We start from the raw sequence: 20,236 nt of genomic DNA on the forward strand, positions 1-20,236 counted from the left end.
ACGCGGTTAACGGATTCATTTTGGCGATGTGTGTGGATGACGCATCACTCCCCTCATCGCCTTTTCCACTTCTCTCGAACCGAGCAACGCTTTCTTAACGCTAAGGGCCGTTACTGAGGGATGAAGAGCCGACCCGCGTCCGGAGGCGGCCAAAGCGTATTTTGGCTCGAAATCCCATGGCTGCCCGACAAATTCCGCTGGGAACACTGGGTTTGTGGCCCGGGACGATCGGGCTTGGTAACCATGCTGGACGGGGGCTTTGTCGTGGAACCGCCGCGACGCGCAATGATTCGAGGCGTTATGGGCTTGTTCGGCCTCGATTCCACTCGGGTATTTCGGCCGGCGGCCGGCAGGCGTCGCGCATGAGTTCGGTTCCGCACATCCCCGTTCTTGGCCGTGAGGCCATCGCGCATCTCGCCCCGCGCGAGGGCGGCGTCTACGTCGATGCCACGTTCGGCGCCGGCGGCTATAGCCGCGCGATCCTGGACGTGCCGGGAACCCGACTGATTGCCATCGATCGCGACCGCACCGCGATTGCCGGCGGCGCCGAACTGGTCGAACGCGCCGCGGGCCGGCTGACGCTGGTCGAGGACCGCTTCTCCAACCTCGCCGAAGTCTGCGCGGCGCAAGGCGTCGATGTTGTCGACGGCGTCGTGATGGATGTCGGGGTATCCTCGATGCAGCTCGACCAGGCCGGCCGCGGCTTCTCCTTCCGCCTCGACGGTCCGCTCGACATGCGGATGGGGCAGACAGGTCCGACCGCGGCCGACATCGTCGCGCGCGCCTCGGAAGGCGATCTCGCCGACATTATCTATCTCTTCGGCGAGGAGCGGCATTCGCGTCGCATCGCCCGCGCCATCGTGGCGGACCGGCAGGAAACTCCGTTCACGACCACGCGCGCGCTCGCCGATCTCGTCGGCAGGGTGGTGCGATCGAAGCCCGGCGACATTCACCCGGCGACACGGACGTTCCAGGCGCTGCGCATCTTCGTCAACGAAGAGCTCGAGGAGCTCCAGACCGCGCTCGCTGCGGCCGAGCGCGTGCTCAAGCCCGGCGGCCGCCTCGTCGTCGTCTCGTTCCATTCGCTGGAAGACCGCATCGTCAAGAATTTCCTCTCCGAGCGTTCCAAGACCGGCGGCGGCTCGCGGCATCTGCCGGAAGTCGCGCAGATTGCGCCGAGCTTCCAGCTGCTGACGCGGCGGCCGGTCGTCGCCGGCGAGGACGAAGTTGCGCACAATCCGCGCGCCCGCTCGGCAAAGCTGCGCGCCGCCGAGCGCACCGCGGCGCCGGCGCATGAGACCGATGAGGCATCGTCCTGGCCGAAGCTCGCCGACGTGATGAGGGGCGGCTAGCGCATGCGCATCATCCACCTCCTCGTCATCGGTGCGCTGATCTTCGCAGCCGCCCATGTCTACCGGATCAAGATGGACTCCACGGCGCGCACCGAGAAGGTGCTGCGGCTGCGTGCGGAAATCCGCGAGCAGCGCGATGCGATCGCGGGGCTGCGGGCCGAATGGGCCAAGCTCGATGCGCCGCATCGGCTGCAGGGCCTGTCCGACCGGCATCTGCACCTCAAGCCGGTCAACGGCACGCAATATGATTCGCTGAAGAGCCTGCCGGAGCGTCCGCCCCGGATGTTCAGGCCGGGCGAGCCCGATCCGATCGGGGCCATGCTCAAGACCATCGAAGCCGCGAGCGACCCTGATGCGGTGACGGGCTCCGTGCCTCAGCGCGAGGACAAGCAATGAGCCCGGCAACGCCTGCAAAACCCGCCCAAAAGCTGGCCGAAAAGCCGACTGAGCCGTGGCGGCGGCGGCTGATCCGAAGCCTGCTCTACGGGCGCAACGTCGATCGCGCCGCGAAGGCGCGCGCGCGTGTCGGCCTCGCCATGCTCGCCTTCGCTTCGGTCTATGCCCTGATCGGCGGGCGGCTCGTGATGTTCGCGATCGGCGCCGACGCCCACAGCGCGCGCCGCGCCGCAGCGCAAGAGGTGGTTGCGACCGCGCGGCCCGACATCGTCGATCGCAACGGCGCCATCCTTGCGACCGACGTCAAGGCGGCGAGCCTGTTCGGCGAGCCGCGCCGCATCATCGACAAGGACGAGGCGATCGAGCTCCTCACCGCGACCATTCCCGACCTCGACGAGGCCGAGGTGCGCGAGCGCCTAAGGACACGCAAGGGCTTCGTCTGGCTCAAGCGCGAGGTCACGCCGGCGCAGCAGCAGGCCGTCCACAAGCTCGGCATTCCTGGTATCGGATTCCTGCGCGAGAACAAGCGCGTCTATCCGACCGGCAACGAGGTCGCTCACCTCATCGGTCTCGTCAATATCGACAACCAGGGCATCGCCGGCCTCGAGAAGTGGCTCGACAATCAAGGGCTCGCCGACCTCCACCGCGCCGGCTTTGCCACCGACCGGTTGCAGAAGCCGATCGAGCTCGCGGTCGATCTGCGCGTCGAGCATGCGCTGCGCGACGAGCTGTTGAAGGCCAAGGACAAGTTCCGCGCCAAGGCCGCGTCAGGCATCGTCTCAAACGTCAAGACCGGCGAGATCGTGGCGATGGTCTCGCTGCCGGACTTCGATCCCAACAATCCGAAGGAAGCGCACGACCCCGACCGCATCAACCGCCTCACCACCGGCGTCTACGAGATGGGCTCGACCTTCAAGGCGTTTACGCTGGCGATGGGGCTCGATTCCGGCAAGATCAATCTGAACTCGATGTGGGACGCGCGCGGAAACCTGCATTACGGCAAGTTCACGATCCACGACAGCCATCCGGTCGGGCGCTTCATCAACACCAAGGAAGTGTTCACCTACTCGTCCAACATCGGGGCGGCACGGATTGCGCTCAACCAGGGTGTCGAGGCGCACAAGGCGTTCCTCGCCAAGCTGGGCCAGACGACGCGGCTGCGCACCGAATTGCCGGAGAGTGCGGCGCCGCTGCTGCCGCGGCGCTGGAGCGAGCTGAACACGGTCACCGCCGCGTTCGGCCAGGGCCTGTCGGTGGCGCCGTTGCAGGCGGTGATGGGCATCAACGCGCTGGTGAACGGCGGCTATCTGATTCCGCCGACATTCATGAAGCGCAGCGAATCCGAAGCTGCGGCGTTGGCCAAGCGCGTCATCAAGCCGGAGACCAGCGACAAAATGCGGTTCCTGATGCGGCTCAATGCCGAGGTCGGCTCGGCGAGAAAGGCGGACGTCAAGGGCTACTACGTCGGCGGCAAGACCGGCACGTCCGAGAAGGTCGTCAACGGCCGCTACGCCAAGAAGCGCGTGCTCAACTCCTTCACCGCCATCCTGCCCTGCGATGATCCCAAATATCACGTCCTGATCATGCTGGACGAGCCGCAGGCACTGCCGGAAACGCATGGTTTCATCACCTCGGGCTGGAACGCGGTGCCGACCGGCGGCAAGGTGATCGAGCGGATCGCGCCGCTTCTGGGGGTCGAGCCGCGGTTCGAGCTGCCGCCTGCGGAGCGCCTTATTCTTGCAGCATCCAGGACAACCCAGTAATCAACCGGGTGGGCCATCGCCGCTGCTGAGTCGGGATTTTCCCCGGAGGATTCGGCTTTCCGGCACGGCATGTCGACTGGAACACCATGAAGCTGCGCGACCTCTTGGGTCAGGATGTCAAGGGCAATGATGCCGCGATCGAGCCCGCCGCTGCGGCGCTCGAGGTGAGCGGCCTTGCGCTCGACAGCCGCGTGGTCAAGCCGGGCGATCTCTTCTTCGCGCTCGCAGGCAGCAAGACCGACGGCGCCCGCTTCGTCGATGCCGCGATTGCGGCGGGCGCGGTGGCCGTCGTCGGCGACCATGCACCGGACGCCTGCAAGGTGCCGTTCATCGCTGTCGCCAATCCACGCCGCGCGTTGGCACTTGCCGCGGCCAGATTTTTCCCGGCACAGCCCGCGACGATTGCCGCGGTGACCGGAACCAGCGGCAAGACCTCGGTCGCCGCGTTCACGCGCCAGATCTGGGAGCGGCTTGGGCACGCCTCCGCCAGCATCGGCACCATCGGTCTGGTATCGCAGAAGCGCACGGTCTATGGCTCGCTGACCACGCCGGATCCGATCGCGCTGCACCGGCAGCTCGACGAGATCGCGCGCGAGGGCGTCACGCATCTCGCCTTCGAGGCGTCCTCGCACGGGCTCGACCAATATCGCCTCGACGGTGTGCGGATCTCGGCCGGCGGCTTCACCAATCTCTCGCGCGACCACATGGATTACCATCCGACCGTTGCGCATTACCTCGCGGCTAAGCTCCGCCTGTTCCGCGAGCTGGTGCCGCCTGATGGCGCGGCGGTGATCTCGGCCGATCATGATTGCTCGGCGGAGGCGATCGATGCGGCAACATCGCGCGGCCTGCGCGTCATGGCGGTCGGCCGCAACGGCGATGGCGCCGGCGAGGGCATTCGCCTCACGGAGGCCGTAGTCGAAGGCTTCTCGCAAAAGCTTACGGTCGAACATCGCGGCAGGGCTCACGCGATCCGGCTGCCGCTGGTCGGCGAATTCCAGATCGAGAATGCGCTGGTGTCGGCCGGCCTCGCCATCGGCACGGGCAGCGATGCTGAAAACGTGTTTGCGAGCCTCGAACATCTCGAAGGCGCCAAGGGCCGGCTCGAGCGCGTCGGCGAGCGCAACGGCGCGCCGATCTTCGTCGATTATGCGCACAAGCCCGATGCGCTCGCGAAGGCGCTGCAGGCGCTGCGGCCTTATGCGAAGCGCAAGCTGGTCGTCGTGTTCGGCGCCGGCGGCGACCGCGATGCCGGCAAGCGTCCGATCATGGGCGAGATCGCGGCGGCGAACGCCGACGCCGTCATCGTCACCGACGACAATCCGCGCAGCGAGAAGCCGGAAGCGATCCGCGCCGCGATCCTCGCCGCCGCCAAGGGCGCCCGCGAGATCGGCGACCGCGCCGAGGCGATCCGCGCCGCGATCGAGGACTTGCAGGAGGGCGATGCGCTGCTCATCGCCGGCAAGGGCCACGAGACCGGGCAGATCGTCGGCGGCGAGGTGCTGCCTTTCAGTGATCACGAGGCGGTCGCCGCCGCACTAGCGTCGAGGGTTGCATGAGCGGGCCAATATGGACGGTTGCCGAGGTCGCGCGCGCGCTGGGCGTCGCCGGATCGTTCCCGGAGACGGCAATCGATCTCGTCACCCAGGACAGCCGGCTGGTGAAGCCGGGCAGCCTGTTCGTTGCGCTGAGCGGCACGCCGAGCGGCGGCTTCATCTCGGCTTTCGCCAGCGCGCGCGACGGCTGGGAGTTCGCCGACAAGGCGGAAGCCGCAGGCGCAGTGGCGATGATCGTGCCGCACGAGATCGCGGGCATCCGCATCCCCCAGATCGTGGTCAAGGACACGCTGATCGACGGCCTCTGGGGCCTCGCGCGCGCCGCACGCGCGCGCTTCAATGGCCCGGTGATCGGGCTTACCGGCAGCGCCGGCAAGACCAGCACCAAGGAATTTCTCGCCGCCTATCCGAACGCCTATGCGAGCCCCTCGAGCTTCAATAATTTCTGGGGCGTGCCGCTGACGCTGTGCAATGCCAGGCGGGACGCCAGCCTCTGGGTCGTCGAGATGGGCATGAACCAGAAGGGAGAGATCGCGCGATTGAGCGAGCTCACGCAGCCGACCGTCGCGCTGGTCGTCAACGTTCAGCCGGTGCATCTGGAAAAGCTCGGCTCGCTCGAGGCCATCCGGCGCGAGAAGGTATCGATCGCGCTCGGACTGCCCGAGAACGGCGTGCTGGTGCTACCCGCCGGAATCAAGGCCTCCGAGTGGAAGGGCAAGGTCGTGCGCTTCGGCGGCGAGCATGCCGAGGTGCACGAGGTCGCGCACGCGCCGCACGGCGAGAGCTGGCAGGTCGTGGCCGCGATCGGCAGGAAGGAGATCGCCTTCAGCCTCACCCCCGGCGCGCCGCACCGGGTGCACAATGCGCTGGCCGCGCTCGCCGCCGTTCATGCCGCGCATCTCGACGTCGCGACGCTCGCGGTCAAGCTCGACCGCGTCGGCATCATGACCGGCCGCGGCGTCGAGCAGGTGGTCGGCGACGTCACGGTGATCGACGACAGCTTCAACGGCAATCCGGCCAGCGTGGCGGCGGCGCTGCAAAGCCTGCAGGCGCGCAACATGAGCGGCGGCCGCCGCATCGCGGTTCTCGGCGACATGCTCGAGCTCGGCGCGGACGCGCCGAGCTATCACACCGGCCTGGCCAAATATCTCGACGGCATCGACGGCGTCTATTGCGTCGGGCCGCTGATGCGCCACCTGTTTGACACATTGCCGTCGGGCAAGGGGCTCGGCTGGCATGACGATCCCGCCACGCTGAAACCGGCCGATGTCGCAAACCTGCTGAAGGCAGGCGACGTCGTGGTTGTCAAGGGCAGCAAGAAGATGTTCTGGGTCAACAAGTTTGTGCCGGGGCTGGTGGCCGCCTTGCAGGCAAAGGCGTAAACTGCTTGGAAGGCGCCGTTCCCGAATCCCATCCTTTGCGGCAGGAGGCCGTCCGTTTCCCGAAACGCGGCCCATGACGAAGACCAGCGAATGCGCTTGAGGCACCTGGACGTGCAAAGGCGCTATAGGACCGTCTGAATGTTTTACTGGCTGATCGAGCTTTCCAACACATTTCCGGGCTTCGGTGCCTTTCGCACCTTCCTGAACGTCTTCCGCTACATCACCTTCCGCACCGGCGGCGCCATCGTCACTGGCGCGCTGTTCGTGTTCCTGTTCGGCCCCTGGATCATCGATCACTTGCGCATCCGTCAGGGCAAGGGCCAGCCGATCCGCACCGACGGTCCGCAATCGCATCTTTCCAAGAAGGGCACGCCCACCATGGGCGGGCTGATGATCCTGTCCGGGCTCACGGTCGGCACCGTGCTGTGGGCCAATCCGCTCAACCCCTATGTCTGGATCGTGCTGGCGGTGACGCTCGGCTTCGGCTTCGTCGGCTTCTATGATGATTACCTCAAGGTGACCAAGCAGACCACGACCGGGTTCGGCGGCAAGCTGCGCCTCCTGATCGAAGCCGTGATTGCGCTGGTCGCCTGCTATGCGCTGGTGCGGCTCAACCGCGATCCCGCCTCCACCGCGCTGACGATTCCCTTCCTGAAGGATACCGTGCTGCATTTTGGCTGGTTCTTCGTCGTCTTCGGCGCCTTCGTCATCGTCGGCGCCGGCAATGCGGTGAACCTCACCGACGGCCTCGACGGCCTCGCCATCGTGCCGGTGATGATCGCCACCGCGAGCTTCGCGATGATCGCCTATCTCACCGGCAACTTGGTGTTCGCCGACTACCTCCAGATCAAATATGTCGCAGGCACCGGCGAGCTCGCGGTGCTCTGCGGCGCGTTGCTCGGCGCCGGCCTCGGCTTCCTCTGGTTCAACGCGCCGCCGGCCTCGATCTTCATGGGCGACACCGGCTCGCTCGCGCTCGGCGGCATGCTCGGCGCGATCGCGGTCGCGGTGAAGCACGAGATCGTGCTCGCGGTGATCGGCGGATTGTTCGTGCTCGAGGCGGTTTCGGTCATCGTGCAGGTCGTGTCCTTCAAGCTCACGGGCAAGCGCGTGTTCGCGATGGCGCCGATCCACCATCACTTCGAGCAGAAGGGCTGGACCGAGCCGCAGATCGTGATCCGATTCTGGATCATCTCGGTGATGCTGGCGCTCGCCGGCCTCTCGACGCTGAAGCTGCGGTGACCGATCGATGATCCCCGTCACGTCCTTCGCCGGCAAGACGGTCGCGGTGTTCGGCCTCGGCGGCTCGGGGCTCGCCTCCTGCCATGCGTTGAAGGCCGGCGGGGCCGAAGTGATCGCGGCCGACGACAATGCCGAGAACGTCGCCAAGGCCGCGCAGGCCGGCTTCATCACCGCGGACTTGCGCAACGTCTCCTGGGCGCAGTTCGCCGCGTTGGTGCTCGCGCCCGGCGTGCCGCTGACCCATCCGGTGCCGCATTGGAGCGTGTTGAAGGCGCGCGAGGCAAGCGTCGAGGTGATCGGCGACATCGAGCTGTTCTGCCGTGAGCGGCGCCGCCATGCGCCGGACGCGCCGTTCGTCGCCATCACCGGCACCAACGGCAAGTCGACCACGACGGCGCTGATTGCGCATCTGACCAAGGTCGCCGGCTACGACACTCAGATGGGCGGCAATATCGGCACCGCAATCCTGTCGCTGGAGCCGCCGCGCACGGGCCGCGTCCACGTCATCGAGATGTCGTCCTACCAGATCGACCTCACGCCCTCGCTCGATCCCTCCGTCGGCATCCTGCTCAATGTCAGCGAGGACCACATCGACCGCCACGGCACGATCGAGCATTACGCCGCGGTGAAGGAACGCCTCGTTGCCGGTGTGCAAGGCGGCGGCACCTCGATCGTCGGCGTCGATGACGGCTATTGCCGCGATATCGCCGACCGGCTCGACCGCGCCGGCAAGAACGTGGTGCGCATCTCGGTCAAGAATCCGCTCGCGTCGGGCATTTACGTCGAGCACGGCATCATCGTGCGCGCCGCGGGCGGCGCCCGCAGCGAGGTCGCCGCGCTCGGTGGCATCGGCTCGCTGCGCGGCCAGCACAACGCGCAAAACGCGGCCTGCGCGGCTGCTGCCGCGCTCGCAATGGGCATCAGCCAGGACGTGCTGCAGAACGGCCTGCGCAGCTTTCCGGGCCTGGCGCATCGCATGGAGCAGGTCGGGCGCCGCGGCAACGTGCTGTTCGTCAACGATTCCAAGGGCACCAACGCGGACGCCACCGCGCATGCGCTGTCGTCCTTCGCCGACATCTTCTGGATTGCCGGCGGCAAGCCGAAGGCCGGCGGCATTACGAGCCTGACCGGGTTCTTCCCGCGCATCCGCAAAGCCTATCTGATCGGCGAAGCCGCGCAGGAGTTTTCGGGCACGCTGGGCACACAGGTCGGGCACGAGATCAGCCAGACCCTGGACGTTGCGGTCGAACACGCGGCCCGCGATGCGGAAGCCTCTGGCCTCACCGATGCCGTCGTGCTGCTGTCGCCCGCCTGCGCCTCCTTCGACCAGTACCGCAATTTCGAGATCCGCGGCACCAAGTTCCGCGAACTGGTGCAGGCGCTGCCGGGTGTGCAGCCGGTGGTGTGAGGACACCGACACCAACGATTGAATGACATAGTGACTCTGGTAGGCGCCTGGCTTGTAGACGAGACCGATGAACTGGCGCTAGCCCGCCTGGGAAATGTCCTGCTCGAGTTCGATGAGAGCGGTGGGCTGCGCTACACAATTCGTGAGCACGACAAGCGACAAATCATCAATCTTCGATATCGGGTGGAGGGCTCGACGATTGTCACCGACCAGCCCTCAGCTCCACAAGTTGAACGAACCCAGTTCTCATTCGCCGAGGATGGCGTTCTCACTCTGGCGTTTGGCGGCATACCCTATCGATTCGTCAGGGCTCCCGGTTCGTAGCCCGGCACCAACGCTTCGCTCAAAAGTTACCCGTCCCTTTAACCTCCCGGTAACCAACCTCGGCGACCAATGAACGGACCTCTGTCCGAAAGCGGCCGCCCATGCTCTCCCGTGAAGAACGCACCCCCTTTTCCGAGTGGTGGTGGACCGTCGACAAGCCGCTGATGGGCGCCATCCTGGGGCTGATGCTGACCGGGGTGATCCTGTCGCTGGCGGCGAGCCCGCCGGTTGCGACCCGCATCGGGCTCGATGCCTTCCATTTCTTCAGCCGCCACGTGCTGTTCCTGGTGCCGTCCTGCATCGTGCTGCTCGGGGTGTCCTTCCTGTCGCCGCGCGCGATCCGCCGCTCGGCGCTGATCATCTTCGCGGCGAGCATCGTCCTGATCGTGCTCACGCTCGCCTTCGGCCCGGAGGTGAAGGGCTCGCGCCGCTGGATCACGCTGCTCGGCGTCAACATCCAGGCCTCCGAGATTGCAAAGCCGTCCTTCGTCGTGATCGCGGCCTGGCTGTTCGCGGAATCGACGAGGCGCCCGGAGATGCCGGCGACCTCGATGGCGGTGGTGCTGCTGCTGATGCTGGTCGCGCTATTGGTGATGGAGCCGGATTTCGGCCAGACCATGCTGGTCCTGATGGTGTGGGGCTCGCTGTTCTTCATCGCGGGCATGCGGATGATCTGGGTGATCGGCCTCGCAGGTCTCGGCGCGGCCGGCCTGTTCAGCGCCTATCTGTTCGTTCCGCACGTCGCGGGGCGCATCAAGCGCTTCATGAACCCGGCCTCCGGCGACACCTTCCAGGTCGATACCGCCATGGAGGCTTTCTACAACGGCGGCTGGTTCGGGCTCGGACCGGGCGAGGGCATCGCCAAGCGCAGCCTGCCGGACAGCCACACCGACTTCGTCTTCGCGGTCGCGGGCGAAGAGTTCGGCATCATCCTGTGCCTTGCGATGCTGGCGCTGTTCGCCTTCGTCGTCATGCGCACGCTGTCGCGCGCCTATGCCAACGAGGACATGTTCTCGCGCTTTGCGGCCTCCGGGCTCGCGATCCTGTTCGGCGTGCAGGCGGCGATCAACATGTCGGTGAACCTGCAGCTCATCCCCGCCAAGGGCATGACGCTGCCCTTCATCTCCTATGGCGGCTCCTCGATGGTCTCGCTCGCCTATGGCATAGGCATGATGCTGGCGCTGACGCGGCTGCGCCCGCGCACCGAGGTCGAGGCGAGCGGCCACGCCGAGGCGATGCGCAGTTACGCGTGAGCCGTCATTTGCGAGGAGCGAAGCGACGAAGCGATCCAGGCTGTCTCCGCGGAGGTGGTCTGGATTACTTCGCTTCGCTCGCAATGACGAGAAAGACCCTGTAAAACTCCCTCATTATGGACACGTCCCCCCTGATTCTTCTCGCCGCGGGCGGCACCGGCGGCCATCTGTTCCCGGCCGAGGCGCTCGGCGTCGAATTGATCCGGCGCGGCTATCGCGTCCGCCTCGTCACCGACGAGCGCGCGCTGCGCTATAGCGGGCTATTCAGCAAGGACATGATCGACGTCGTCAGAAGCGAGACCGCGCGCGGCCGCAATCCGCTTCAGCTGGCCTATGCCGGCCTCACGCTTGCCGCCGGCACGCTGTCCGCCTACGCGCTGATCAAGCGGCTGAAGCCCGTCGCCGTCGTCGGCTTCGGGGGCTATCCGACGCTGCCGCCGCTGGTCGCGGCGAAATTCGCCGGCGTGCCCGGCATCATCCACGACGCCAACGCCGTGCTCGGCCGCGCCAACCGGTTCCTGTCGAGCCGCGTGCGCGCCATCGCGACGTCCTTGCCCGGTGTGCTCGATCGCGATCCGGCGCTGGCAGGCAAGACCACGACCGTCGGCACGCCGATGCGTCCGGCGATCCTCGCGGCCGCCGCGGTGAAGTATGCCGCGCCCGAGCCGAACGGTCCGCTGCGTCTGCTCGTCGTCGGCGGAAGCCAGGGCGCGCGCATCATGGCCGACATCGTGCCGGGCGCGATCGAAAGGCTCGAGCCTGCGCTGTGGAGCCGTCTCGTCCTCACCCAGCAGGTGCGCGAAGAGGACATGAGCCGCGTGCGCGCCGTCTACGACAAGCTCAAGATCAAGGCCGAGCTCGCGCCGTTCTTCACGGATCTGCCGGCGCGGCTCGCCTCCAATCATCTCGTGGTATCGCGCTCCGGTGCGGGGACCGTGGCCGAGCTCGCCGCGATCGGCCGGCCCTCCATCCTGGTGCCGTTGCCGGGCTCGATCGACCAGGACCAGTTCGCCAATGCCGGCGTGCTGGCCAAGGTCGACGGCGCGATCCGCATCCCGCAGACCGAGTTCAGCTCCGACCGGCTGGCATCCGAAATTTCCGGCTTCGCCGCCGAGCCGGCACGGCTTGCCGCCATGGCGGCGGCGGCGAAGGGGGCGGGACGGCTCGATGCGGCCGAGCGGCTGGCGGATCTCGTGGTGAAGACCGCCGGAATCTGACGCCTGTTCCGGCCCGAATGGCCAAAAAAGCCACTTGTCATGCCCCGCGAAAGCGGGGCATCCAGTATCCGACGCAGTTGATTTGAATCTCCGGCGTCGCGGAGTACTGGATCGTCCGCGTTCGCGGACGATGACCCCAAGGAAACCACATGAGACTGCCGCGCGAGATCGGACCCATCCACTTCGTCGGGATCGGCGGGATCGGCATGAGCGGCATCGCCGAGGTGCTGGCCAATCTCGGCTATGCCGTGCAGGGCTCGGACGCCGCCGACAATTACAATCTCGACCGCCTGCGCAAGAAGGGCGCGAAAGTCTCGGTCGGCCACAAGGCCGAGAATATCGACGGCGCCGAGGTCGTGGTCGTGTCTTCCGCGATCAAGCGCGACAATCCGGAACTGATGGCGGCGCGCGAGAGGCGCATTCCCGTGGTGCGCCGCGCCGAGATGCTGGCCGAGCTGATGCGGTTGAAGAGCTGCGTCGCCATCGCCGGCACCCACGGCAAGACCACCACGACGACGATGGTCGCCACGCTGCTCGACGCCGGCGGGCTCGATCCGACCGTGATCAACGGCGGCATCATCAACGCCTACGGCTCCAACGCGCGGCTTGGCGCCGGCGACTGGATGGTGGTCGAGGCCGACGAGAGCGACGGCACGTTCCTGAAGCTGCCGACCGATGTCGCGATCGTCACCAATGTCGACCCCGAGCATCTCGATCACTTCAAGACCTTCGAGGCGGTGCAGGACGCGTTTCGTCACTTCGTCGAGAACCTGCCGTTCTACGGCTTTGCCGTGATGTGCATCGATCATCCCGTCGTGCAGAGCCTCGTCGGCAAGATCGAGGACCGCCGCATCATCACTTATGGCGAGAATCCGCAGGCCGATGCGCGGCTGGTCGATCTCACCGCCGGCGGCGGCGGCTCGAAGTTCAAGGTCGTGATCCGCGACCGCAAGAACGGCACCACGCACGAGATCGCCGATCTCGCGCTGCCGATGCCGGGCCGGCACAATGCCTCGAATGCGACGGCGGCGATCGCGGTCGCGCACGAGTTCGGCGTGTCGGACGAGGCGATCCGCAAGGCGCTGGCCGGCTTCGGCGGCGTCAAGCGCCGCTTCACCAAGACCGGCGAGTGGAACGGCGCCGCCGTGATCGATGATTACGGCCATCACCCCGTGGAGATCGCAGCCGTGCTGAAGGCCGCGCGCGATTCTTACACCGGCAAGGTGATCGCGGTGGTGCAGCCGCATCGCTACACCCGCCTGCAATCGCTGTTCGAGGAGTTCTGCACCTGCTTCAACGATGCCGATGCGGTCGTCGTCGCCGACGTCTATGCTGCCGGCGAGACGCCGATCGAAGGCATCGACCGCGACCATTTCGTCGCCGGCCTGCGCGCCCACGGCCATCGCGAGGTGATCCCGCTGCCCAATGCCGGCGAACTAGCCAAAATCGTTCATGGCATCGCCAAGAGCGGCGATCTCGTTGTGTGTCTCGGCGCCGGCAACATCACGCAATGGGCGTATGCGCTGCCGGACCAGCTGAAGGCGCTGGGGTAGCGCGGTGGGATTTCCCGACATCACCCCTTCACTCAAAGCCGCGATGCCCGAGCTTCGCGGGCGGCTGTTGGCGAACCAGTCGCTGGCCGAGCTCACCTGGTTTCGCGTCGGCGGTCCCGCGCAGGTGCTGTTCACGCCGGCGGACGAGGACGATCTCGCTTACTTCCTGGCGCATCTCGCCTCCGCCATTCCCGTCTACGTCATCGGGGTCGGCTCCAATCTGATCGTGCGCGACGGCGGCATTGCCGGCGTCGTCATTCGTCTCGCGCCGCGCGCCTTCGGCGAGGCGACTGCGAGCGGCGACATCGTCACCGCCGGCACGGCTGCGCTCGACAAGCGCGTGGCCGAAGTTGCGGCCTCCGCCAATATCAGTGGGCTCGAATTCTATTTCGGCATTCCCGGCACGATCGGCGGTGCGCTGCGCATGAATGCCGGCGCCAATGGCGGCGAGACCAAGGACGTGCTGATCGAGGCGAGGGGCGTCGGGCGCGACGGCACCAAGCACGTCTTCTCCAACGCCGAGATGAAGTTCGTCTACCGCAGCAGCGGCGTCGATCCCTCCATCATCTTCACCTCCGCGCGCTTTCGCGGCGAGATCAGGGACGCGGAAGCGATCCGCGCGCGGATGGCGGAGGTGCAGAGCCATCGCGAGACCGCGCAGCCGATCCGCGAGAAAACCGGCGGCTCGACCTTCAAGAATCCGCCCGGCCATTCCGCCTGGAAGCTGATCGACGCCGCCGGCTGCCGCGGCCTGCGCGCCGGCGGCGCGCAGGTCTCGGAGATGCACTGCAACTTCCTGATCAACACCGGCGAGGCCACCGCGCACGACATCGAGACGCTGGGCGAGACGGTACGTGCACGCGTGAAGGCGAATTCCGGAATCGAGCTACACTGGGAAATCAAGCGGATCGGGGTTTCATGATCACCGTCGTTCCGGAGCGCGACGAAGTCGCGAGCTATGGTGCGCAATTGCGCACCCGAGTATCCATACTCACGATCGAGGTTATGGATTCCGGGCCTGCGCCTTTCGGCGCATCCCGGAATGACGATACACATGGGTGACAGAAACATGCGCATCACCATCCTCTTCGGCGGCTCCAACCGCGAGCGTCTCGTCTCGGTTGCCACAGCCCAGGCGCTGCATCAGGCGCTGCCCGAGGCTGACCTCTGGTGGTGGGACGTCGAGGACAAGGTGCACGTCGTGCAGTCGAAGCAGCTGCTCGAGCATGCCCGCCCGTTCGAGGACGAATTCAAGCCGGGCACGCGCGGCGTCCCGCTCGCGCAGGCGCTCGACCGGGCCAAGGCTGAGGATCGCGTGCTGGTGCTCGGCCTGCACGGCGGGCGGGCCGAGAACGGCGAATTGCAGGTGATGTGCGAGGCGCGCGGCGTGCCCTTCACCGGCTCGGGCTCGGCGTCGTCGCATCTGGCCTTCGACAAGATCGCAGCCAAGCGCTTCGCCGCGCTCGGCGGCGTGACGCCGCCGGAAAATCTTGCGCTCGATGATATCGACGAGGCTTTCGCCGAGTATGGAAGGCTGATCGCAAAGCCCGCGCGCGACGGGTCGAGCTACGGCCTGATCTTCGTCAATGCCAAGCAGGACCTCGTCGCTGTCCGCAACGCAGCGAAGCATGAAGAGTACGTCATCGAACCCTACATCGTCGGCGTGGAGGCGACCTGCGGTGTGCTGGAGCGCACCGACGGCTCGATCATCTCGCTGCCGCCGATCGAGATCATTCCGGGCGAGGGCAATTTCGACTACGCGGCGAAATATCTTCTGAAATCGACCCAGGAGATCTGCCCCGGCCGCTTCGCACCCGAGATCACCGCCGCGCTTAAGGAGCAGGCGATGCTGGCCCATTGCGCAATGTCCTGCACCGGCTACTCCCGCTCTGACTTCATCGTCTCGGACAAGGGCCTCGTCTATCTCGAAACCAACACGCTGCCCGGGCTGACCAAGTCCTCGCTCTACCCCAAGGCGCTGAAAGCCGAAGGCATCGAGTTCGTCGACTTCCTGCGCGGCCTGGTCGAGCTCGCCTGCCAGCGCGTGCGGAAATAGTCAGGACTGGTTAACGGCCGGACCGGCGAAACGGGCCGGTTTGGTAGCCAAAACCGGTAAAATGCCGGACATGGCGGCGCAAATGCCAGATATCGCGAGGCAAAATGCGCAGGTCGTTAACGAATTTTACCTTTTGTTTACCAGGACGTCCGAAGGTTAACGCTGGCGGCGCATATGGCGCTTTGGCTGCCGGCGCGTGAGCTGTCGCGGGTGATGTCACCTCCAGCGAACGCTTTGAAGGGGAGAGGTTTTCTTCTGCTGAAGACCAGCACCCGGCCCGGCAAGTCCGAGACGTCATGTTCGCCAGGATCCGCGCGATGTCGCGGGCAAACTGTTGACGAGCTCGTGCAATGGATGGTGCAGGACGCCTCACCCGATCGCTTTTCGGATCGCTGAGGCCCCAAGCTGACCTGAAGGCGGCCGCTATCGGAGCGGTCGTGCTTCTGCGCGAGTGGGCGCAGGTCAAGCGCGAAGCGGCGCGCGCTGCCGCCAGGGACAAGGCCAAAGCCAAAGCCCAGGCCAAGGCCGCCGTCGAGCGCGAGCCGCCGCCGCGCCTGGTCGCGCTGGTCGAGCGCTATCTGCCGCGCCGGGTCGGCCTCAGCATGACCGTGCTGCTGTTGATCGGCAGCTGCGGCTTCGGCATCGTCAAGGGCGGCCACCTCCAGGATTTCGTCACCGCGGTCAGCGATGCCCGCAATGCGCTGGCCAATTCCGCCGGCTTCCGCATCACCTCCGTCGTCATCAACGGCCGCAAGCAGCTGACCCAGGACGAGATCCTCGCGATCGGCGGCGTCAGCGGCCGCTCCTCGCTGCTGTTCCTCGATGCCGAGGCGGTGCGCGACAAGCTCAAGGCCAATCCCTGGATCGCGGATGCGACCGTGCTGAAGCTCTATCCGGGCCAGCTCATGATCGAGCTCACCGAGCGCAAGGCGTTCGCGCTGTGGCAGGAGGCCGGCCGGCTCTCCATCATCGCCGACGACGGCGCCGTGCTCGAGCCCTATGTCTCGCGCCGCTTCCTGTCGCTGCCGCTCGTGGTCGGCAAGGGCGCCGAGACCCAGGCCCGCGATTTCCTGGCGCTGCTGGCGCGCTACCCGCAGGTCCATTCGGTGACCAAGGCCGCGATCTACGTCGGCGAGCGGCGCTGGAACCTGCGGCTCAAGGACGGTCTCGACATTCGCCTGCCCGAGCAGGACGTCGGCAACGCGCTTGCGATGCTGTCGAAGCTCGACAAGGAGGACAGGCTGTTCTCGCGCGATATCGTCGCCGTCGACATGCGCCTGCCGGACCGGCTGGTGGTGCAGCTCTCCGAGGACGCCGCCAAGGCGCGCGAGGAGCTGTTCAAGGACAAGAAGAAAAAGAAGGCCGGGGATTCCGCATGACCGGTCTCGATCGCACCCAGACGCCGAAGACGCGCCCGATGCCGCACAAGCGCGGCGGCATCGTCGCCTGCCTCGACATCGGCACCAGCAAGATCGCCTGCATGATCGCGCGGCTGAAGCCGTCGCCGCCGAGCGATGCGCTGCGCGGCCGCACCCATGCGGTGGAATTGATCGGCTACAGCCAGATCCAGGCGCGCGGCATGAAGGCCGGCGCGGTGATCGATCTCGGCGAATGCGAGCAGGCGGTGCGCCAGGCCGTCGGACTTGCGGAGAAGATGGCCAAGGTGCGGGTCGAGTCCGTGCTGTTGTCGGTCTCCGGCGGCCGGCTCGCCGGCCAGCTGGTCGAGGCTGCCGCCGACATTCGTGGCGGCGCCGTGACGCCGGCCGATGTCAGCCGCGTCACCTCCACCGGCATGCGCCACGCCACCGGCGAAGGCCGCACCGTGCTGCACGCCCTGCCGGTCGGCTACACGCTCGACGGTGTCAAAGGCATCCGCGATCCCCGCGGCATGGTCGCGCACCAATTCGGCGTCGACATGAACGTCGTCACCTGCGACGCCACCGTGGCGCGGAACCTGATGCTGGCGGTGGAGCGCTGCCACATCAATGTCGAAGCCATGGCAGCGAGCCCCTATGTGGCCGGACTCTCGGTGCTGACCGACGACGAGGCCGATCTCGGCGCCGCTGTCGTCGAGATGGGCGCCGGCACCACCACGATTGCCGTTTATTCGGGCGGCCGCTTCGTGCACGCGGCAGGTTTTGCGGTCGGCGGGCAACACATCACGATGGATCTTGCGCGCGGACTCTCGGCGACCATTGCCGATGCCGAGCGAATCAAGACCTTATACGGCACCGTCATCACCGGCGGATCGGACTCGCGTGAGCTGATGTCTGTGCCGACAGCCGGTGACGAGCAGGATCTGCCGCAGATCGTCTCCCGCGCCACCATCGCGAACATCGTCAAGCACCGTGCCGAGGAAGTCTTCGAAATGGTTCGGGACAAGCTGAAGGATTCGCCCTTCGCCGCAGAGCCGAACGGCCGCGTCGTGCTCTCGGGCGGGGCCTCCCAGCTGACCGGCCTCGTCGATCTTGGCACCCGGATTCTCGGCCGGCCCGTGCGGGTCGGTCGTCCGCTCGGTTTCGGCCGGCTTCCCAACGAGGCGAAGAACGCCGCGTTCGCGGTGCCGGCCGGACTTCTGGTCTACCCGCAATATGTTCACCTCGAACATGTCGAACCGCGGCATACGCGGCAGCAGATCAAGACAGGGACCGGCGGATATTTCGGAAAGGTCGGACGATGGCTACGCGAGGGCTTCTGATGACCGCTTTCCGCAATCTTCGATTTTCACCAACTCCCGCGGCCACCGGCCGGGGCGAACCCACGCGCGCGTGATCGAGAGGCAACCATGACCATCAGCATCAATGTTCCTGATATTCACGAACTGAAGCCCCGGATCACCGTGTTCGGCGTCGGCGGCGCCGGCGGCAACGCCGTCAACAACATGATCACGGCGGGCCTGCAGGGCGTCGACTTCGTGGTCGCCAACACCGACGCGCAGGCGCTGACGATGTCGAAAGCGCAGCGCATCGTGCAGATGGGCACGGCCGTCACGCAAGGCCTCGGCGCCGGCTCGCAGCCGAACGTCGGCGCCGCGGCAGCGGAAGAGGTGATCGACGAGCTGCGCGACCATCTCTCGGGCGCCAACATGGTGTTCGTCACCGCAGGCATGGGCGGCGGCACCGGCACGGGTGCAGCTCCCGTCATCGCCAAGACCGCGCGCGACATGGGCATCCTCACCGTCGGCGTGGTGACCAAGCCGTTCCACTTCGAGGGCCAGCGCCGCATGCGCACGGCCGAAGCCGGCATCTCCGAGCTGCACAAGGTCGTGGATACGCTCCTGATCATCCCGAACCAGAACCTGTTCCGGGTCGCCAACGAGAAGACCACCTTCGCCGACGCCTTCGCGATGGCCGACCAGGTGCTCTATTCGGGCGTCGCCTGCATCACCGACCTGATGGTCAAGGAAGGCCTGATCAACCTCGACTTCGCCGACGTCCGCGCCGTCATGCGCGAGATGGGCAAGGCGATGATGGGCACCGGCGAAGCCTCCGGCGACAAGCGCGCGCTGACCGCCGCGGAAGCCGCGATCGCCAACCCGCTGATCGACGACTCGTCGATGAAGGGCGCCAAGGGCCTCCTCATCTCCATCACCGGCGGCAAGGACCTCACTTTGTTCGAGGTCGACGAAGCCGCGACCCGCATCCGCGAGGAAGTCGACCAGGACGCCAACATCATCGTCGGCGCCACCTTCGACGAAGCGCTCGACGGTCTGATCCGCGTCTCGGTGGTCGCCACCGGCATCGAGCAGGCCGCGATCGCCCGCAACAGCCAGGCCACCTCTGCGCCCGTCGCCAACCCGGCACCGCAGATGCAGCAGGCTGCCGCCCCGGCCGCCGCCGCCGAGAGCCGTCTCGCCGACCTGACCGCCCGGCTGCGTGCCGACAATCAGCGTCTGGCCGAGCGCGCTCAGAAGCTGGAAGCCCAGACCCCGGCCGCCGCGCCGGCTCCGGCTGCCGCCGCGCCCCGTCCGAACGTCGAGCGTGCTGCGCTCGCCGCGATCGCCGCTGCCGTTTCCGAGGTGCCGCAGCCGCCCGCGCCACAGACTTATGGCGACGTCACCGTGCGCCCGATCGCGCAGAAGCCGACCCTGTTCCCGGAGGCCGACATGGCCCCGGTCGCGGTGCAGGAGCCGATGACGCCTGATACCTTCATCCCGCCGCAGGCCGAGCGTCCGGCCCGCGCGCCGCGCATGCCGCGAATCGAGGAGCTGCCGATGCCGGCGCAAGCCGAGATTCGGCAGGCCCGCGGCGAGGCTGAGGAGGAGACCCCGCAGAAGACCCGCCTGTCGCTGCTGCAGCGCCTCGCCAATGTCGGCCTCGGCCGTCGCGACGAGGAAAGCGAGCCACCGGTCGCGGCCCGCACCGCCGGTCCCGCCATGCCGCCGCTGCCCGAACGCCGGCCGCAGAAGACCGTGGCGCAGCAGATCGCGTCCAACGAGCCGGTATCGGAGTATGCCCGCCGTCCCGCGCCGCAGGGTCTGGACGTCCATGGCCGCCCCGCGCCTGTTGCGCCGGCGCCACAGGGTGACGACCATCTTGATATCCCGGCCTTCCTGCGGCGGCAGGCGACCTGAGGATTGTTACAATAAGGCAGACGAAAAAAGGTCCCGGCGAGGAGCTCGCCGGGACCTTTCCTTTTGTCCCGGGCATGTCCGGATTGAGCAGCCAAACAACTGATTTTAAATGATTAATTACGGCTTCGGTGGTTCAGTAGAACTGCCGATAGCGGTCCCGA

General features: G+C 66.6%; 16 protein-coding genes. All 16 read left to right on the forward strand.

All coding sequences use genetic code 11. The features are described from left to right. The first annotated feature begins 362 nt into the window (after nt 1-362). On the forward strand, nt 363-1,352 hold the full coding sequence (gene rsmH, locus I6F12_RS01735; RefSeq protein ID WP_225155367.1) for a 16S rRNA (cytosine(1402)-N(4))-methyltransferase RsmH: 990 nt from the start codon (nt 363-365) through the stop codon (nt 1,350-1,352). Between the two features lie 3 nt (nt 1,353-1,355). Then, nucleotides 1,356-1,748, forward strand: a complete 393-nt coding sequence (locus I6F12_RS01740) for a hypothetical protein (RefSeq protein WP_036028375.1) — start codon at nt 1,356-1,358, stop codon at nt 1,746-1,748. Then, complete coding sequence (locus I6F12_RS01745) at nt 1,745-3,511, forward strand: penicillin-binding protein 2 (RefSeq protein WP_225155368.1); 1,767 nt, start codon at nt 1,745-1,747, stop codon at nt 3,509-3,511. The genes I6F12_RS01740 and I6F12_RS01745 overlap by 4 nt, the downstream gene beginning before the upstream one ends. An 86-nt stretch (nt 3,512-3,597) precedes the next feature. Next, the gene (locus I6F12_RS01750; RefSeq protein ID WP_225155369.1) at nt 3,598-5,070 is read left to right on the forward strand and encodes a UDP-N-acetylmuramoyl-L-alanyl-D-glutamate--2,6-diaminopimelate ligase; all 1,473 of its coding nucleotides are present in this window, start codon (nt 3,598-3,600) and stop codon (nt 5,068-5,070) included. Next, the gene (gene murF / locus I6F12_RS01755) at nt 5,067-6,449 is read left to right on the forward strand and encodes a UDP-N-acetylmuramoyl-tripeptide--D-alanyl-D-alanine ligase (protein ID WP_225155370.1); all 1,383 of its coding nucleotides are present in this window, start codon (nt 5,067-5,069) and stop codon (nt 6,447-6,449) included. The genes I6F12_RS01750 and murF overlap by 4 nt, the downstream gene beginning before the upstream one ends. Before the next feature lie 138 nt (nt 6,450-6,587). Further along, the gene (gene mraY, locus I6F12_RS01760; protein ID WP_036003524.1) at nt 6,588-7,691 is read left to right on the forward strand and encodes a phospho-N-acetylmuramoyl-pentapeptide-transferase; all 1,104 of its coding nucleotides are present in this window, start codon (nt 6,588-6,590) and stop codon (nt 7,689-7,691) included. A 7-nt stretch (nt 7,692-7,698) separates the two neighbouring features. Further along, a complete protein-coding gene (gene murD, locus I6F12_RS01765) occupies nt 7,699-9,099 on the forward strand; it encodes a UDP-N-acetylmuramoyl-L-alanine--D-glutamate ligase (RefSeq protein ID WP_225155371.1) in 1,401 nt (466 codons plus the stop codon). A 30-nt stretch (nt 9,100-9,129) separates the two neighbouring features. Continuing rightward, the gene (locus I6F12_RS01770) at nt 9,130-9,423 is read left to right on the forward strand and encodes a hypothetical protein (RefSeq protein ID WP_036003531.1); all 294 of its coding nucleotides are present in this window, start codon (nt 9,130-9,132) and stop codon (nt 9,421-9,423) included. Nucleotides 9,424-9,524: 101 nt separating this feature from the next. Beyond that, entirely contained in the window at nt 9,525-10,676 is a 1,152-nt protein-coding gene (gene ftsW / locus I6F12_RS01775) for a putative lipid II flippase FtsW (RefSeq protein ID WP_225136864.1), read from the forward strand. A 113-nt stretch (nt 10,677-10,789) separates the two neighbouring features. After that, nucleotides 10,790-11,893: an undecaprenyldiphospho-muramoylpentapeptide beta-N-acetylglucosaminyltransferase gene (gene murG / locus I6F12_RS01780; RefSeq protein WP_225136907.1), complete on the forward strand. Its 1,104-nt coding sequence runs from the start codon at nt 10,790-10,792 to the stop codon at nt 11,891-11,893. Between the two features lie 149 nt (nt 11,894-12,042). Further along, nucleotides 12,043-13,446 carry a UDP-N-acetylmuramate--L-alanine ligase gene (murC, locus tag I6F12_RS01785; protein ID WP_225155372.1) on the forward strand — a complete coding sequence of 468 codons (1,404 nt, stop codon included), beginning with the start codon at nt 12,043-12,045 and terminating at the stop codon, nt 13,444-13,446. A 4-nt stretch (nt 13,447-13,450) separates the two neighbouring features. After that, the gene (gene murB, locus I6F12_RS01790) at nt 13,451-14,368 is read left to right on the forward strand and encodes a UDP-N-acetylmuramate dehydrogenase (protein WP_225155373.1); all 918 of its coding nucleotides are present in this window, start codon (nt 13,451-13,453) and stop codon (nt 14,366-14,368) included. Between the two features lie 147 nt (nt 14,369-14,515). Beyond that, nucleotides 14,516-15,502 (forward strand): D-alanine--D-alanine ligase, encoded by a 987-nt coding sequence (locus tag I6F12_RS01795; RefSeq protein WP_225155735.1) that lies wholly within the window; start codon nt 14,516-14,518, stop codon nt 15,500-15,502. 350 nt (nt 15,503-15,852) lie between these two features. Continuing rightward, nucleotides 15,853-16,881, forward strand: coding sequence for a cell division protein FtsQ/DivIB (locus tag I6F12_RS01800; RefSeq protein WP_225155374.1), 1,029 nt, complete (start codon nt 15,853-15,855; stop codon nt 16,879-16,881). Beyond that, a complete protein-coding gene (gene ftsA, locus I6F12_RS01805; RefSeq protein WP_036003557.1) occupies nt 16,878-18,200 on the forward strand; it encodes a cell division protein FtsA in 1,323 nt (440 codons plus the stop codon). Before I6F12_RS01800 ends, ftsA begins: the two co-directional genes overlap by 4 nt. 87 nt (nt 18,201-18,287) lie before the next feature. After that, nucleotides 18,288-20,075 carry a cell division protein FtsZ gene (ftsZ, locus tag I6F12_RS01810; protein ID WP_074447532.1) on the forward strand — a complete coding sequence of 596 codons (1,788 nt, stop codon included), beginning with the start codon at nt 18,288-18,290 and terminating at the stop codon, nt 20,073-20,075. The last annotated feature ends 161 nt before the right edge of the window (nt 20,076-20,236 follow it).

Origin of the sequence: Bradyrhizobium sp. IC4059, from assembly GCF_020193615.1 — a bacterium.
Taxonomy (GTDB): domain Bacteria; phylum Pseudomonadota; class Alphaproteobacteria; order Rhizobiales; family Xanthobacteraceae; genus Bradyrhizobium; species Bradyrhizobium yuanmingense.